Here is a 13475-nt window from a genome sequence, read left to right as displayed (position 1 = left end):
TTACCGCGCGTTTCACAGAGCCAGCTTGATCAGGGCAAACAGCCCGGCAGCAATCAATGTGTAGCCAAACGCCGCGACGGCCATGAGGCTCAGCTTTTCTGCGACACCATGAACATAGTCTTCGATCGCAACCTGCGTCTCACGTACCAGATGGATGATAGCGACGACCAAAGTCAGGCCGGTTACAATCGCCGGGAATGGGCGGCTGTAGTAGGTCAGAACCTCTTCGTATGATCTGCCCAATCCGCTTGCGAAGACAAAAACGAAAAGTGGCACCAGAACGACCAGAGCGGCCGAGCTGACCATCATCTGCCAGTGATGATGTGTACCTTCGCCTCCGGCACCGGTACCCTGCGCGCGTTTGCGGTCAGTGAGGTAATTCATGGCCAATCTCCTTAAACCGCAATTGCCGTGATGAAGGCGAGGATGGTGGCCAACACCAGCATGCCGATCCCCATCTTTTCGGAGGTACCGACATCTACGCAATACCCCAGATCCCAGATCACGTGACGCAGACGACCCAGCATGTGATAGAAGATCGCCCAGGTCGCAGCGAACATCACCAGATCACCCAGCCAGCTTCTCATCAGCCCATCGATGAAGTTGAATGCCGTTTCGGATGTTGCCGCCGCCAGGAACCACCAGACGACAAAGAATGCGATCGCTAGCGACGCAATACCCGTGATGCGCACAAGGATCGATGTCATCGAAGTCAGTTGGGGGCGGTAGATCGTGAGGTGAGGTGAAAGAGGGCGGTTGCCCCGATTTACATCGGCCATGTTGGCTCCTTTACGGTTGGCTTCCGAAGGTTTTACTGTTTTTTGCGGTTCTGTCACGTGCTGCAGATGCAAAAAAGTTCACAATTGACGCAAAATGACGGATATTTGCATTATGTGATCACACAAAATAAGCTCGTGATCACAAATTGTTTTCCATCCATCACGATGTTAGCGCCTGCAGATTCGATTCTGTTGTGCGGCTATTTCAAATCAGCGGTTTGCTGGGTCACCTCGCGCAGCAGTTTCTTACGAATCCGCTCGGGGTAATCAGCAAACCCTGAGGCTGAGACGACAAACGCCCCCTCGCCCACGATCACATTTTCAAAGAAATACGCGGTCAGATCCGGTTCGCTTTCTTCGATTGCAATCGCGTTCACCGTTACACCGCGTGTCCGCAGAATTCTGTGCACGTCCGATGGTTCCACCCCCTCGTTCGACACCCCATCGCCAGAGATATCGATCAGGTGGCGTTTGCAATCCGACACCACATCGAAATAGGACATGGTCGTTTCCAGCGCCTCGCCAATTGCGGTGGAAAAGTTGCGCCAGACTCTTGGATCGTTAGCCACCTTCACTGCAAACTGATCAATTGCCTCGAAACTGTCGATCTGTGTCCACGGAACAGTGACCATCTGACGAGAGGACCCTGTCCACTGCACTAGCATCACGCGGGCTTTCCCACGCACCAGCGCCTCGGACACAATTGGATCGCGCAACCCCGCAGCAAGGCCATCCATCTGAATTCGATACTCGGTCGAATCCACCGAGCCTGAGACATCTACAGCCAGCGCTAATGCCAGATCGCAGGCATAAGCGGGTGGCGTCAGACAGGCGCAGGCAACTATCGTGCGAAGCAAGGTCATGACCACAGCCTAACACGATTGGCGCTGGCTGCGATCAAATGAATGTCACCACGAGTATCAGATCGGCATCAAGGCCCAGTAATCCAGATCAAGCAGGACATTGGGCAGATAACGACCGTCTTCGTTTTTCAACTCAAAAGGCGCGCCGCCCTTTGTGGCGACCAGCCGCAGGCGAACCGCACCAACACCCGGAATGGCAGTTTCCGCCTTATCCAGAACTTCGGACCAGGCTTTGATCGTATCGCCGGCAAAGCAGGGGTTCGCATGCGCGCCACCGTTCAGGCCAACGATCATCTGTGCGTTAGCCAACCCGTTGAACGACAGGGTCCGCGCCATGGAAATCACGTGACCGCCATAGATCAGCCGCCCTTCGGGGCGGAAGGTCAGATCGAAATGCACCTTGGCAGTGTTCTGCCACAGGCGGGTGGCCAGCATATGCTCGGCCTCTTCGACCGTGACGCCATCGACGTGATCAATGGTCTCGCCAATCTCATAGTCGCCCCAGCGATGCGCCTCACCAGCCTGAGCGAAATCGTACTGAGAGAAATCAAGGCCCTCGGGCGCGATCAGATCCTTCGCGTCCAGCGCCTTTTTCAGTTCCGGCACCACAGTCTCGGGTGCGGGCGCATCCAGATCCGATTTCCGCACCATGACCCAGCGCACATATTCGATGACTACTTCATCGCGCTGGTTCAGGCCGCGCGTTCTCACCCAGACGACGCCTGTTTTACCGTTCGAGTTCTGTTTGAGGCCGATCACCTCGGATTCCGAACGCAGCGTATCGCCGGAATAGACCGGCTTTAACCAGCGCCCTTCGGCATAGCCCAGATTGGCCACGGCATTAAGCGAGATATCGGGGACAGTCTTGCCAAACACGACATGAAACGCCGCCAGATCATCAATGGGACTTTGCGGCAGACCACAATTCCGGGCGAATTCGTCCGAGGAATACAGCGCATGCCGCGCCGGATAGAGCGCATGGTACAGCGCCCTCTCGCCATTGGTCACCGTGCGCGGCACGGCATGGTGCAACACCTGACCGATGGAATAGTCCTCGAAAAAGCGGCCCGGATTGGTTTTTGCCATTATTGCTGTCCCAGTTTCATGTCAGGTGAATAGTCGGCCTCGACCTCTTTGGTCACGGCCTGCGCGCAGCGCATCATGCGGCTGTTATCGTCATAGGCATAGGACGGGTCGCCATACAGCTCCCACCCTTTTGCTAGTGCGTCTGTTACTTTGTGGCAGAAGGCGGATGTGTCTTCTTCGGTCAACAAACGATAGAGTTTTGCCATGATGTCAGATCCCTTACGAGGCGAACGGTGACGGACCGACCAGCCCGTGAACGTAACCGATGACACCCATCAGCACGATCGAGGCCACAAAGAACATCGCGTCCTTGCCATAGGTGCCGGGTTCACCGGGCGTCCAGTCAGGTTCAGACTTGTTGATTACGATCACCTCAACCACAGCCCAGGCCAACAATCCGCCAAACAGGATGATCGAGGCCAGATCTCCATTCACCAGCAAATGCGCAAAAGCCCACAGCTTGAACCCGCCAAGCATCGGATGGCGGAGCTTGTTCAGAATACGGCCCTTGGTTCCGGCGGGGCTCAACATGAAGATCGCGATCAACACCAGCAGGTTGTTGATGTGAATCATGAAGGTCGGCGGAGCCCAGACATAGATGAAGTCGGTCATGCGATAACCGAAGATCATCAGCAAAATCGACGCGACCAAAGCTAGCGCAACCGCGCCCTTGCCAGCGTCGCCCATTGCGGCGCGCCGCGCCGGCATCACACGTTTGAACAGATGTGCGGCCCACCATAGTGCCACGCCGAGAATCAGAAGAACAAAGCCCATGCTGGCTTACCCCGCTTGCAAAGCTGTAATCGCCTCCGCTTTTGCCAGAATATCGCGGGCAGTTACAACGTGCAGATTTTCCACGATCTTGCCATCGACCACGGCAACGCCCTGCCCTTGTGCCTCGACCTCTTCAAAGGCGGCAATCTGGCGGCGGGCCAGATCAATCTCGGTCTCGGACGGTGCATAGGCTGCGTTGGTGACATCGACCTGCGCGGGGTGGATCAATGTCTTGCCGTCAAAGCCCATGTCTCGGCCTTGCGCACATTCGGTGGCCAGACCTTCGACGTCCTTGAATGCGTTATAGACACCGTCAACAATGATCAGCCCCTCGGCCTTGGCGGCCAGCAGGCACAGACCCAGCGAAGTCATCAGCGGCAGGCGGTCCGGGCGGAAGCGGGTTTGCAGTTCTTTCGCAAGATCGTTAGTGCCCATGACGAACCCGGCCATCAATGGATGAGCGGCGATCTCGGCCGCGTTCAGCATCCCGCGTGGGGTTTCCATCATCGCCCAGATTGGCAGGTCACCGGTAATCGCGGCCAGCGCGTCCACATCGGCAGCCGAATTCACCTTGGGCAGCAGGACCACATCGGCATCCATTTCACGCACGGCCTCTGCGTCTGCACGGCCCCATTCGGTATCCAGACCGTTGATGCGCACGATTTTGACCCGTTCGCCATAGCCGCCCGCGGCCAGAGCCGCCTTAAGCGTTTCGCGTGCATTGCCCTTCTCATCGGCAGACACCGCGTCTTCAAGATCAAAAATGATCGCATCCACAGGCAGGGTGCGCGCCTTGTCCAGCGCCCGGTCTTTCGAACCGGGGATATATAGAACAGAGCGATAGGGGCGCTGGCGCGGGTCCATTGGCTTCTCCCGAAGAAATAAAGTTGCGCGGAATGGGGCATTTTTTGCCGGAAAGTTCAAGCGCAAAATCGCCGCATCGCAGCATTCGCGACGCAACGTGCGTTCCTTTAACGGAATTTCGGTTCGCGGTCGGCACCCTGACCGGCAAATGAAATCGAAAAGGGTCGAACATGCACAAGACACTGCTGAAGATGACGATGGGCCTTGGAATCATGGTTCTGGCTGCACAACAGGCCCACGCCCGCAACTGCGCACCACGTGACGAGGTGATAAAACGGCTGACCGAAACTTACGGCGAAACGCGCCAGGGGATCGGCATCGCGCGTCAAGGCGCGGTGATGGAGCTTTATGCGTCGGACCAAAGCGGCAGCTGGACGATCACCTTGACACTGCCGGATGGAATGACCTGCCTTGTTGCCTCGGGTCAGGCTTATGAAATGATCGCCGATGCCCTGCCGCCCAACGTCTGATCAGGTCAAAGCGTCCCAGATCAGTTTACTGCCCGTGAGCGTCAGCAGCACATAGGCGATGCCAAAGAACAGGCGCTCGGACAGCATGAAATGCGCCCGCACCCCCAACCATGCTCCAAGAATCGCGAACGGGGTCAGCAACAGATCAGCCCAAGCGGTGTGCCACGTGAAAAGGCCGAGATAGGCGTAAGGCACAAATTTCGTGATGTTGATGACCCAGAAGGCCAATACAGTGCTGGCCTGAAACTCGGTCTTCGACAGGCGTTGCGACAGCAGGTAAACGGCGGCTGGCGGGCCGCCTGCATGGCTAACAAAGCTGGTGAAGCCAGCAACCAGTCCAGCGAACAGTCCGGCGGGGGCAGGCAGTCTGTTTGTGAAGCCGCGCACCCAGCCTTTGGATTGACTGACGTGCCAAACGACAAAACCAATGGAAATCCCCCCGATCAGTAGGCGCAGCAGATCATCATCGGTGGCGCGATAAAGCCATGCGCCCAACGCCACGCCAGGCACGGCCCCAAGGATCAACAGGCGCGAATCCGGCCAGCTCCAGCGTTTCCAATAGGGCCCAAGTGTTGCAACATCGATCACCATCAAGATCGGCAGCATGAGAGCCAGTGCCTGCCCCGGCTCCAATATCAACGCCAGAATCGATGAGGACGCAAAGGCCACGCCTGAGCCAAAGCCACCCTTCGAAATACCCGCAAATATCACAGCCGGTATCGCTACAACAAAAAACATCAGGTTCAATTCGAACATGCAGCGCCCCGGTTTCGGCCTGTATCCTTGGCCGTTTAGCGCAATCAGCCCAGGCAGTGCAAACGGTATGCGGTTGCATGCCGCGCCGCTGAACACTTGCGCGAAAGCCATTTAGCGACTAGCACAGCCGCGATTTCAATTCCGACCGGAGATTTTCCAAATGGCCAGACCCAAGATTGCGCTTATCGGCGCTGGGAACATCGGCGGCACGCTTGCGCACCTCGCAGCTGTCAAAGAACTGGGTGACGTTGTCCTGTTCGACATCGCAGACGGGCTGCCGCAGGGCAAAGCGCTCGACATCGCCGAATCCGGCCCTTCGGAAGGGTTCGACGCAGCCATGTCCGGCACCAGCGACTATGCCGATATCGCAGGCGCAGACGTCTGCATCGTCACCGCTGGCGTGGCCCGCAAACCCGGCATGAGCCGTGATGACCTGCTGGGCATCAACCTGAAAGTCATGAAGTCGGTCGGCGAAGGCATCGCAGCCCACGCACCCGACGCGTTCGTGATCTGCATCACCAACCCGCTGGATGCGATGGTCTGGGCTCTGCGCGAATTCTCGGGTCTGCCGCACAACAAGGTCTGTGGCATGGCTGGCGTTCTGGACTCAGCCCGTTTCGCGCACTTCCTGTCGGAAGAGTTCAACGTCTCGATGCGTGACGTCACCGCGTTTGTTCTGGGCGGCCACGGCGACACAATGGTGCCGTCGGTGCGTTATTCGACCGTAGCAGGCATCCCCCTACCCGATCTGGTCGAGATGGGCTGGACCACACAGGACAAGCTGGACGCCATCGTTCAGCGCACCCGTGATGGCGGTGCCGAAATCGTTGGCCTGCTGAAAACTGGCTCGGCTTACTATGCGCCTGCCACTTCGGCGATCGAAATGGCCGAAGCCTATCTGAAAGACCAGAAACGCGTTCTGCCCTGCGCTGCATATTGCAGCGGTGAGCTGGGCGTAGACGGTCTGTATGTGGGCGTACCCACCGTGATCGGTGCCGGTGGTGTCGAACGGATCGTCGACATCAAGCTGAACGAAGACGAACAAGCCGGATTCGACAATTCGGTCAACGCCGTCAAAGGCCTGATCGAAGCGTGCAAGGGCATCGACAGCTCGCTGGCCTGATCCCTCTGCAGCGGTAATTCAGAACCCGGTTCACCATTGGTGAGCCGGGTCTTTCTTTGGACGATTACGGCGCCATTGAATCCACATGTCCCCGGCGCAGCTGCCATGAAAACGTTTGAATCCGCCGTCTCGGCGGACTGGCTAGGTTTAGCGCTAGCTGAAATCTCTCTTTATTCTAAAGGCCGTCATCGACGACGAATCAAAGGGGTGACCTTCATTGCATTTTGTGATCACACCCAAAAAAACCGTGATCACAAATAATGAAAATCTTCGTGAAAAACTGCTTCCCTGTCAAAAAACCCTTTAAACTTGCCCCCTAGACACCCCTATAACGGTGTAACGCAGTCAGACAGGACAGTTTCGATGAACATTCACGAATATCAGGCCAAAGCGCTTCTTCGCAGCTATGGCGCTCCGGTCTCCGAAGGTCGCGCGGTTCTGCGCGCTGAGGAAGCCAAAACCGCAGCCGGTGAGCTGGATGGCCCGCTCTGGGTTGTCAAAGCACAGATCCACGCGGGTGGCCGTGGCAAGGGCTCCTTCAAAGAGGCTGACGCCGGTGAAAAAGGCGGTGTTCGTCTGACCAAGTCGGTGGAAGAAGCATCCGAGGAAGCCAAGAAGATGCTGGGCCGTACGTTGGTCACGCATCAAACCGGCCCCGCGGGCAAGCAAGTCAACCGCATCTACATCGAAGCCGGTTCCGGCATCGAACGTGAACTGTACCTTGCCCTGCTGGTGGATCGCCAGACCAGCCGCATCTCGTTCGTCTGCTCCACAGAAGGTGGCATGGACATTGAAGAGGTTGCTGCTGCAACGCCCGAGAAAATCCTGTCCTTCTCGGTCGATCCGGCAACAGGCTATCAGCCCTATCATGGCCGCCGCATCGCCTTTTCGCTGGGGCTGGAGGGCGCGCAGGTCAAACAGTGCGTCAAACTGATGAGCCAGCTGTACGCCGCCTTCGTCGAGAAGGACATGGAGATGCTGGAAATCAACCCGCTGATCGTGTCCGACAAGGGCGACCTCAAAGTGCTGGACGCCAAGGTCGGCTTTGACGGTAACGCGGTTTACCGCCATCCGGATATTGCCGAGCTGCGCGACACGACCGAGGAAGACCCCAAGGAACTTGAAGCCTCTAAGTACGACCTGAACTACATCGCGCTGGATGGTGAGATCGGCTGTATGGTGAACGGTGCCGGTCTGGCGATGGCGACAATGGACATTATTAAGTTGTATGGCGCCGAGCCTGCCAACTTCCTCGACGTTGGTGGTGGTGCCACCAAAGAGAAAGTGACCGAAGCGTTCAAGATCATCACCTCGGACCCGCAGGTCAAAGGCATTCTGGTCAACATCTTCGGCGGCATCATGCGCTGTGACGTGATTGCCGAGGGCGTTGTCGCCGCGGTGAAAGAAGTCGGCCTCAAAGTTCCGCTGGTTGTGCGTCTTGAAGGCACGAATGTCGAGAAGGGCAAAGAGATCATCAACACCTCTGGCCTGGACGTGATCGCGGCGGACAACCTGAAAGACGGTGCCGAGAAGATCGTGAAGGCCGTCAAAGGCTAATCCCAATTCCGTGGGGTGGGATTTGCCCACCTTTCCGACGAATTCAGGCAGGCTCAGGCCCGCTTAAAACAGGAGAATGCCAAATGGCAGTCCTCATCGACGAAAATACCAAAGTGATCTGTCAGGGCTTTACTGGCTCGCAGGGCACATTCCACAGCGAACAGGCCATCGCGTATGGCACCAAGATGGTCGGCGGCGTGACCCCCGGCAAAGGCGGGATGACCCATCTTGACCTGCCCGTATTCAACTCGGTCCACGAGGCCAAGCATGTGACCGAAGCCAACGCCAGCGTGATCTATGTGCCGCCGCCCTTTGCGGCAGACTCGATCCTAGAAGCGATTGATGCCGAGATGGAGGTGATCGTCTGCATCACCGAAGGCATCCCGGTTCTGGACATGATGAAGGTGAAGCGCGCTCTAGAGGGCAGCAAGTCACGCCTGATCGGCCCGAACTGCCCCGGTGTGATCACGCCCGACGCCTGCAAGATCGGCATCATGCCCGGCCACATTCACAAACGCGGGAGTGTGGGTGTCGTTTCCCGCTCGGGTACGCTTACTTATGAAGCTGTGAAACAGACAACAGACGTAGGCCTGGGTCAGTCCACCTGCGTGGGTATCGGCGGCGACCCGATCAAAGGCACCGAGCATATCGACGTGTTGGAATGGTTCCTGGCCGATGACGAAACCGAGTCGATCATCATGATCGGTGAGATCGGTGGCTCGGCCGAAGAGGAAGCCGCGCAGTTCCTAGCGGATGAGGCCAAGAAAGGCCGCAAGAAGCCGACCGCCGGTTTCATCGCAGGCCGCACAGCCCCTCCGGGCCGCCGCATGGGCCACGCGGGCGCGATTGTCGCCGGTGGCAAAGGCGGTGCCGAGGACAAGATCGAAGCCATGCGCTCAGCCGGTATCGTTGTGGCGGAAAGCCCGGCAACGCTGGGTGAGGCCGTGCTGGAAGCGATTGGGTAAGGCATGACCCTCGACCGGCTCAGCATCCATTGGGGTTTGACCATTTGCATAGGTGCTGTCGTGAACTTCACGAGTCCAGCAGTTGCACAAACCGCCATTGAGCGTGCCGCATTCGCGTGCATGCAATTGGATGAAGAGTCGGCTTACGCCAAATTGCAACGTCTCGGCTGGCAACGATTAATGCCAGTCGAACTCTCGGCAGAAGAAAAAGAAGTGCTTTCGACCGAGCATTTCCTGTTTAAAGCCCAGAGACCTAATAACCCCCATAGGCAGCAATCCTTCGAAGAAACCGCCAAGATTGCGACTAAGCGCGTCGAGCAACAGATGGCTCGCAACGCTTCCGCTTCAGACTTTTCGGGTGGCGCTGTTTTGAGGAACCGTTCCACGCAAGATTTAGTTAGTGTGCAAACTGAAAACCATAGAAAGTTTGAAAGAACATCTTGCACCTTTTTCTATACGCAACAAACTTCGCCGGGTCTCTTCGCACATGTGCAACGAAATCTTAAGTCATCTGGCTCTGGGAACTCACTTGTGGCTCGGATTGGAGCTTGGGACAACTACAAAAATGGTATTGAGCAAAGCGTAGAAGTTTACCTTTGGGACACTGCGCGCATCAGCGTGGCACTCCAACGAGAGTTTCCCGGAGAACTCATGGTTGTAGCCTCGGTTTGGCAACATGCTGAAAACAAGAAGGGGGATGAATAATGTCTCTCGGTCTTGAGATCAGATTGGGACTGCTATGACCTTCTCTGACGCCATCCGCACCTGTTTCTCCAAGTTCTTCACCTTCTCGGGGCGTGCCTCACGGCCCGAATACTGGTTCTTTTTCCTGTTCATCGTGATCTGGAACATCATCGCCGGGATCATCGACTGGCAGTTCTTCACGCAAGTCTCGGTCAGCCAGACCGACGAGGTTAAAGCCGTCACCGCCACGTCCTCTGCGCCAGTACAAAGCATCGTTGGCCTGATCGTATTTTTCCCTCATCTGGCCGTCGCGTGGCGGCGGATGCATGATACCGGGCGCAGCGGGCTTTTTGCCTTGCTACCGATCCTGCTGATCCTCGGTGCCGGGGCGGTTCTGTTCTTCGGCATCGGCCTTGCCTCCAGTTTCCAGCATGGCGGCAATCTGGACATCCTGTTCACCCGCGCCACGTTGCTGGTCGTTATCCCGACACTGCTTGTTTTGTTTGTGTCGCCCCTCCTGGTTCTGTGGTGGCTGACCCGCCCCAGCCAGCCAGGCACCAATCAATACGGTCCCAACCCACATGAGGTAGCCCAATGACCGAACATACGCCCAACTCTGCCTTTCATGCCTCAAGCTTTATGCAGGGGCATAATGCCGAATATCTGGAGCAGCTATATGCCCAGTACACCAAGGACCCGAACGCGGTGGATGCTGCCTGGGTCGAGTTCTTCCGGCAGATGGGCGACGCCACACCGGACGTCCAGCGCGAGGCCGAAGGGCCGTCCTGGGCACGGACCGACTGGCCTCCGATGCCGACGGATGATCTGACTGGTGCATTGACGGGAGAATGGGCCGAAATCGATGCTAAGGCAGCGGGCGACAAGATCAAGGACAAGGCCGAGGCCAAGGGCGTTCAGGTAAGCGAAGATCAGATCAAACGTGCGGTTCTGGACAGTCTTCGCGCCCTGATGCTGATCCGGGCCTATCGCATCCGGGGCCATCTAGCCGCTGAACTGGACCCGTTGGGCATGCGTGCCGCCAGCACTCACCCCGAGCTGGACCCGAAGACGTATGGCTTTACCGAAGCCGACATGGACCGCCCGATCTTTATCGACAACGTGCTGGGTTTGCAGATGGCCAGCATGCGCCAGATTGTCGAGATCGTTAAGCGGACCTATTGCGGTACGTTCGCGCTACAGTACATGCATATCTCAAATCCGGAAGAAGCCGCATGGCTGAAAGAGCGGATCGAAGGGTATGGCAAGGAAATCCAGTTCACCAAGGAAGGCCGCAAGGCGATCCTGAACAAGATGGTCGAGGCCGAAGGCTTCGAAAAGTTCCTGCACGTGAAATACATGGGCACCAAGCGGTTTGGTCTGGACGGAGGCGAGGCGTTGATCCCCGCGATGGAGCAGATCATCAAGCGCGGCGGTGCGCTGGGTGTCAGTGATATCGTCATCGGTATGCCCCATCGCGGCCGGTTGAACATCCTGGCCAACGTGATGCGCAAACCCTATCGCGCCATCTTCAACGAGTTTCAAGGCGGCAGCTTCAAACCCGAAGATGTAGATGGTTCTGGCGATGTGAAATACCACCTCGGGGCCTCAAGCGACCGCGAGTTTGATGGCAATTCCGTCCACCTGTCGCTGACAGCAAACCCGTCTCACCTTGAGGCGGTGAACCCGGTCGTACTGGGCAAGGTCCGCGCCAAGCAGGATCAGTTGGGCGACGAAGATCGCACCAGGGTCATGGGCATCCTGTTGCACGGTGATGCAGCTTTTGCTGGTCAGGGTGTTGTGGCCGAAGGGTTCGGCCTGTCCGGCCTCAAGGGCCACAAGACCGGCGGCACAATGCATATCGTGGTGAACAACCAGATCGGTTTTACCACCGCACCACATTTCAGCCGTTCCAGCCCCTACCCCACAGATATTGCCCTTATGGTTGAGGCACCGATCTTCCATGTAAACGGTGACGATCCCGAGGCTGTGACCCACGCTGCCAAAGTGGCGACCGAGTTCCGTCAGAAGTTCCACAAGGACGTTGTCATCGATATCTTCTGCTATCGCCGGTTCGGGCATAACGAGGGCGATGAGCCCATGTTCACCAACCCGATCATGTACAAGAAGATCAAGACACATAAGACCACGCTGTCGCTGTACACCGAACGTTTGGTCAAAGATGGCCTGATTCCCGAGGGTGAGATCGAGGATTTGAAGGCCGCCTTCCAGGCCCATCTGAATGATGAGTTCGAGGCGGGCAAGGACTATAAACCCAACAAGGCTGACTGGCTGGACGGGCGTTGGTCGCATCTGGACAAAAACAAAGAAGAATATGTCCGCGGCGACACTGCAATTAAACCAGAAACACTGGCCCAAATTGGCAACGCGCTGAGCCACGCACCCGAAGATATCGCAGTGCACCGGACCGTCGCGCGTCTTCTGGATCACAAGAAACAGATGTTCGAAAGCGGCAAAGGATTTGATTGGGCCACTGGAGAGGCACTGGCCTTCGGCTCGCTGCTGACCGAAGGCTATCCTGTCCGCCTGTCAGGGCAGGATGCGACACGCGGGACGTTCAGCCAGCGTCATTCGGGTTTTGTGCATCAGGAAACTGAAGAGCGGTACTATCCGCTGAACAACATTCGCGAAGGCCAGTCTAAATACGAAGTGATTGACTCGATGCTCAGCGAATATGCGGTTCTGGGTTTTGAATACGGGTTTTCGTTGGCCGAGCCAAATGCACTGACCCTGTGGGAGGCACAGTTTGGCGATTTTGCCAACGGCGCGCAGATCATGTTCGACCAGTTCATCAGTTCGGGCGAAAGCAAGTGGCTACGGATGTCCGGTTTGGTTTGCCTGTTGCCGCACGGTTTCGAAGGGCAAGGACCGGAACACTCGTCCGCACGTCTGGAACGGTTCCTGCAGATGTGTGGTCAGGACAACTGGATCGTGGCCAATTGTACGACACCGGCGAACTATTTCCACATCCTGCGCCGTCAGTTGCACCGCACCTTCCGCAAGCCGCTGATCCTGGTGACGCCGAAATCGCTGCTGCGCCACAAGATGGCGGTCAGCAAGGCAGAAGAGTTCACCACAGGCTCTAGCTTCCACCGCGTGTTGTGGGACGACGCACAACAAGGAAATTCGGACACCCAACTGGTCAAGGACGACAAGGTTAAACGCGTGGTGATGTGTTCCGGAAAGGTCTACTACGACCTGCTGGAAGAACGCGATGCGCGCGGTATCGACGATGTCTATCTGATGCGGATCGAGCAGTTCTATCCCTTCCCGGCGCATTCGCTGATCAACGAGCTTGAGCGCTTTAAGGGTGCCGAGATGATCTGGTGTCAGGAAGAGCCCAAGAACCAGGGCGCCTGGACCTTTATCGAGCCGAATATCGAGTGGGTTCTGACCCGCATCGGTGCCAAGCACACCAGGCCGCGTTATGTCGGCCGCGCCACATCGGCCTCTCCCGCGACGGGTCTGGCCAGCCAACACAAAGCCCAACAAGAAGCGCTGGTCGACGAAGCGCTGAGCATTGAAGGAAAATAATC

15 protein-coding genes are annotated in these 13475 nt (G+C 57.1%); 7 read left to right on the top strand and 8 right to left on the bottom strand.

Features of this window, described 5'->3' with window-relative positions; genetic code table 11:
- Positions 1–12: 12 nt before the first annotated feature.
- The 7 genes from sdhD to AC2FFP_RS11110 form a co-directional block, all read right to left on the bottom strand.
- Positions 13–384, bottom strand: a complete 372-nt coding sequence (sdhD, locus tag AC2FFP_RS11140; protein ID WP_496767517.1) for a succinate dehydrogenase, hydrophobic membrane anchor protein — start codon at positions 382–384, stop codon at positions 13–15.
- Between the two features lie 11 nt (positions 385–395).
- On the bottom strand, positions 396–779 hold the full coding sequence (sdhC, locus tag AC2FFP_RS11135) for a succinate dehydrogenase, cytochrome b556 subunit (protein WP_496767521.1): 384 nt from the start codon (positions 777–779) through the stop codon (positions 396–398).
- Positions 780–979: 200 nt separating this feature from the next.
- Complete coding sequence (locus tag AC2FFP_RS11130; protein WP_496767523.1) at positions 980–1642, bottom strand: DUF1194 domain-containing protein; 663 nt, start codon at positions 1640–1642, stop codon at positions 980–982.
- A 57-nt stretch (positions 1643–1699) separates the two neighbouring features.
- Positions 1700–2728, bottom strand: coding sequence for a MaoC family dehydratase (locus AC2FFP_RS11125; protein ID WP_496767526.1), 1029 nt, complete (start codon positions 2726–2728; stop codon positions 1700–1702).
- Positions 2728–2934, bottom strand: coding sequence for a DUF1737 domain-containing protein (locus AC2FFP_RS11120; RefSeq protein ID WP_496767528.1), 207 nt, complete (start codon positions 2932–2934; stop codon positions 2728–2730). Before AC2FFP_RS11120 ends, AC2FFP_RS11125 begins: the two co-directional genes overlap by 1 nt.
- A 13-nt stretch (positions 2935–2947) precedes the next feature.
- Entirely contained in the window at positions 2948–3502 is a 555-nt protein-coding gene (locus tag AC2FFP_RS11115; RefSeq protein ID WP_496767534.1) for an NnrU family protein, read from the bottom strand.
- Positions 3503–3508: 6 nt separating this feature from the next.
- A complete protein-coding gene (locus AC2FFP_RS11110; RefSeq protein WP_496767537.1) occupies positions 3509–4366 on the bottom strand; it encodes an HpcH/HpaI aldolase/citrate lyase family protein in 858 nt (285 codons plus the stop codon).
- Between the two features lie 170 nt (positions 4367–4536).
- Between AC2FFP_RS11110 and AC2FFP_RS11105 the strand changes: the two genes are divergently transcribed.
- The gene (locus tag AC2FFP_RS11105; RefSeq protein WP_496881034.1) at positions 4537–4836 is read left to right on the top strand and encodes a hypothetical protein; all 300 of its coding nucleotides are present in this window, start codon (positions 4537–4539) and stop codon (positions 4834–4836) included.
- Here AC2FFP_RS11105 and AC2FFP_RS11100 read toward each other — a convergent pair whose 3' ends face one another.
- On the bottom strand, positions 4837–5592 hold the full coding sequence (locus AC2FFP_RS11100; RefSeq protein ID WP_058273684.1) for a sulfite exporter TauE/SafE family protein: 756 nt from the start codon (positions 5590–5592) through the stop codon (positions 4837–4839).
- Between the two features lie 160 nt (positions 5593–5752).
- Between AC2FFP_RS11100 and mdh the strand changes: the two genes are divergently transcribed.
- The 6 genes from mdh to AC2FFP_RS11070 all read left to right on the top strand — a co-directional run bounded on the left by mdh (position 5753) and on the right by AC2FFP_RS11070 (position 13473).
- The gene (gene mdh / locus AC2FFP_RS11095; RefSeq protein ID WP_058273532.1) at positions 5753–6715 is read left to right on the top strand and encodes a malate dehydrogenase; all 963 of its coding nucleotides are present in this window, start codon (positions 5753–5755) and stop codon (positions 6713–6715) included.
- Positions 6716–7078: 363 nt separating this feature from the next.
- Positions 7079–8272 (top strand): ADP-forming succinate--CoA ligase subunit beta, encoded by a 1194-nt coding sequence (gene sucC, locus AC2FFP_RS11090; RefSeq protein WP_058278788.1) that lies wholly within the window; start codon positions 7079–7081, stop codon positions 8270–8272.
- A gap of 83 nt (positions 8273–8355) precedes the next feature.
- On the top strand, positions 8356–9237 hold the full coding sequence (gene sucD / locus AC2FFP_RS11085) for a succinate--CoA ligase subunit alpha (RefSeq protein ID WP_496725829.1): 882 nt from the start codon (positions 8356–8358) through the stop codon (positions 9235–9237).
- A gap of 120 nt (positions 9238–9357) precedes the next feature.
- Positions 9358–9942 carry a hypothetical protein gene (locus AC2FFP_RS11080; RefSeq protein ID WP_496881033.1) on the top strand — a complete coding sequence of 195 codons (585 nt, stop codon included), beginning with the start codon at positions 9358–9360 and terminating at the stop codon, positions 9940–9942.
- Between the two features lie 34 nt (positions 9943–9976).
- Complete coding sequence (locus tag AC2FFP_RS11075) at positions 9977–10519, top strand: DUF805 domain-containing protein (RefSeq protein WP_496725827.1); 543 nt, start codon at positions 9977–9979, stop codon at positions 10517–10519.
- Positions 10516–13473: a 2-oxoglutarate dehydrogenase E1 component gene (locus AC2FFP_RS11070; protein ID WP_496767546.1), complete on the top strand. Its 2958-nt coding sequence runs from the start codon at positions 10516–10518 to the stop codon at positions 13471–13473. The genes AC2FFP_RS11075 and AC2FFP_RS11070 overlap by 4 nt, the downstream gene beginning before the upstream one ends.
- The last annotated feature ends 2 nt before the right edge of the window (positions 13474–13475 follow it).

Source organism: Ruegeria sp. YTSC004, from assembly GCF_059609805.1.
The sequence above is the reverse complement of the archived record's forward strand: the minus strand, read 5'-3'. Positions and strand labels throughout refer to the sequence as shown.

Excerpts from the sequence above, each read along its gene's own strand:
- sdhD (WP_496767517.1), bottom strand. The coding sequence starts at position 384 with ATGAATTACCTCACTGACCGCAAACGCGCGCAGGGTACCGGTGCCGGA.
- sdhC (WP_496767521.1), bottom strand. The coding sequence starts at position 779 with ATGGCCGATGTAAATCGGGGCAACCGCCCTCTTTCACCTCACCTCACG.
- AC2FFP_RS11130 (WP_496767523.1), bottom strand. The coding sequence starts at position 1,642 with ATGACCTTGCTTCGCACGATAGTTGCCTGCGCCTGTCTGACGCCACCC.
- AC2FFP_RS11125 (WP_496767526.1), bottom strand. The coding sequence starts at position 2,728 with ATGGCAAAAACCAATCCGGGCCGCTTTTTCGAGGACTATTCCATCGGT.
- AC2FFP_RS11120 (WP_496767528.1), bottom strand. The coding sequence starts at position 2,934 with ATGGCAAAACTCTATCGTTTGTTGACCGAAGAAGACACATCCGCCTTC.
- AC2FFP_RS11115 (WP_496767534.1), bottom strand. The coding sequence starts at position 3,502 with ATGGGCTTTGTTCTTCTGATTCTCGGCGTGGCACTATGGTGGGCCGCA.
- AC2FFP_RS11110 (WP_496767537.1), bottom strand. The coding sequence starts at position 4,366 with ATGGACCCGCGCCAGCGCCCCTATCGCTCTGTTCTATATATCCCCGGT.
- AC2FFP_RS11105 (WP_496881034.1), top strand. The coding sequence starts at position 4,537 with ATGCACAAGACACTGCTGAAGATGACGATGGGCCTTGGAATCATGGTT.
- AC2FFP_RS11100 (WP_058273684.1), bottom strand. The coding sequence starts at position 5,592 with ATGTTCGAATTGAACCTGATGTTTTTTGTTGTAGCGATACCGGCTGTG.
- mdh (WP_058273532.1), top strand. The coding sequence starts at position 5,753 with ATGGCCAGACCCAAGATTGCGCTTATCGGCGCTGGGAACATCGGCGGC.
- sucC (WP_058278788.1), top strand. The coding sequence starts at position 7,079 with ATGAACATTCACGAATATCAGGCCAAAGCGCTTCTTCGCAGCTATGGC.
- sucD (WP_496725829.1), top strand. The coding sequence starts at position 8,356 with ATGGCAGTCCTCATCGACGAAAATACCAAAGTGATCTGTCAGGGCTTT.
- AC2FFP_RS11080 (WP_496881033.1), top strand. The coding sequence starts at position 9,358 with ATGCAATTGGATGAAGAGTCGGCTTACGCCAAATTGCAACGTCTCGGC.
- AC2FFP_RS11075 (WP_496725827.1), top strand. The coding sequence starts at position 9,977 with ATGACCTTCTCTGACGCCATCCGCACCTGTTTCTCCAAGTTCTTCACC.
- AC2FFP_RS11070 (WP_496767546.1), top strand. The coding sequence starts at position 10,516 with ATGACCGAACATACGCCCAACTCTGCCTTTCATGCCTCAAGCTTTATG.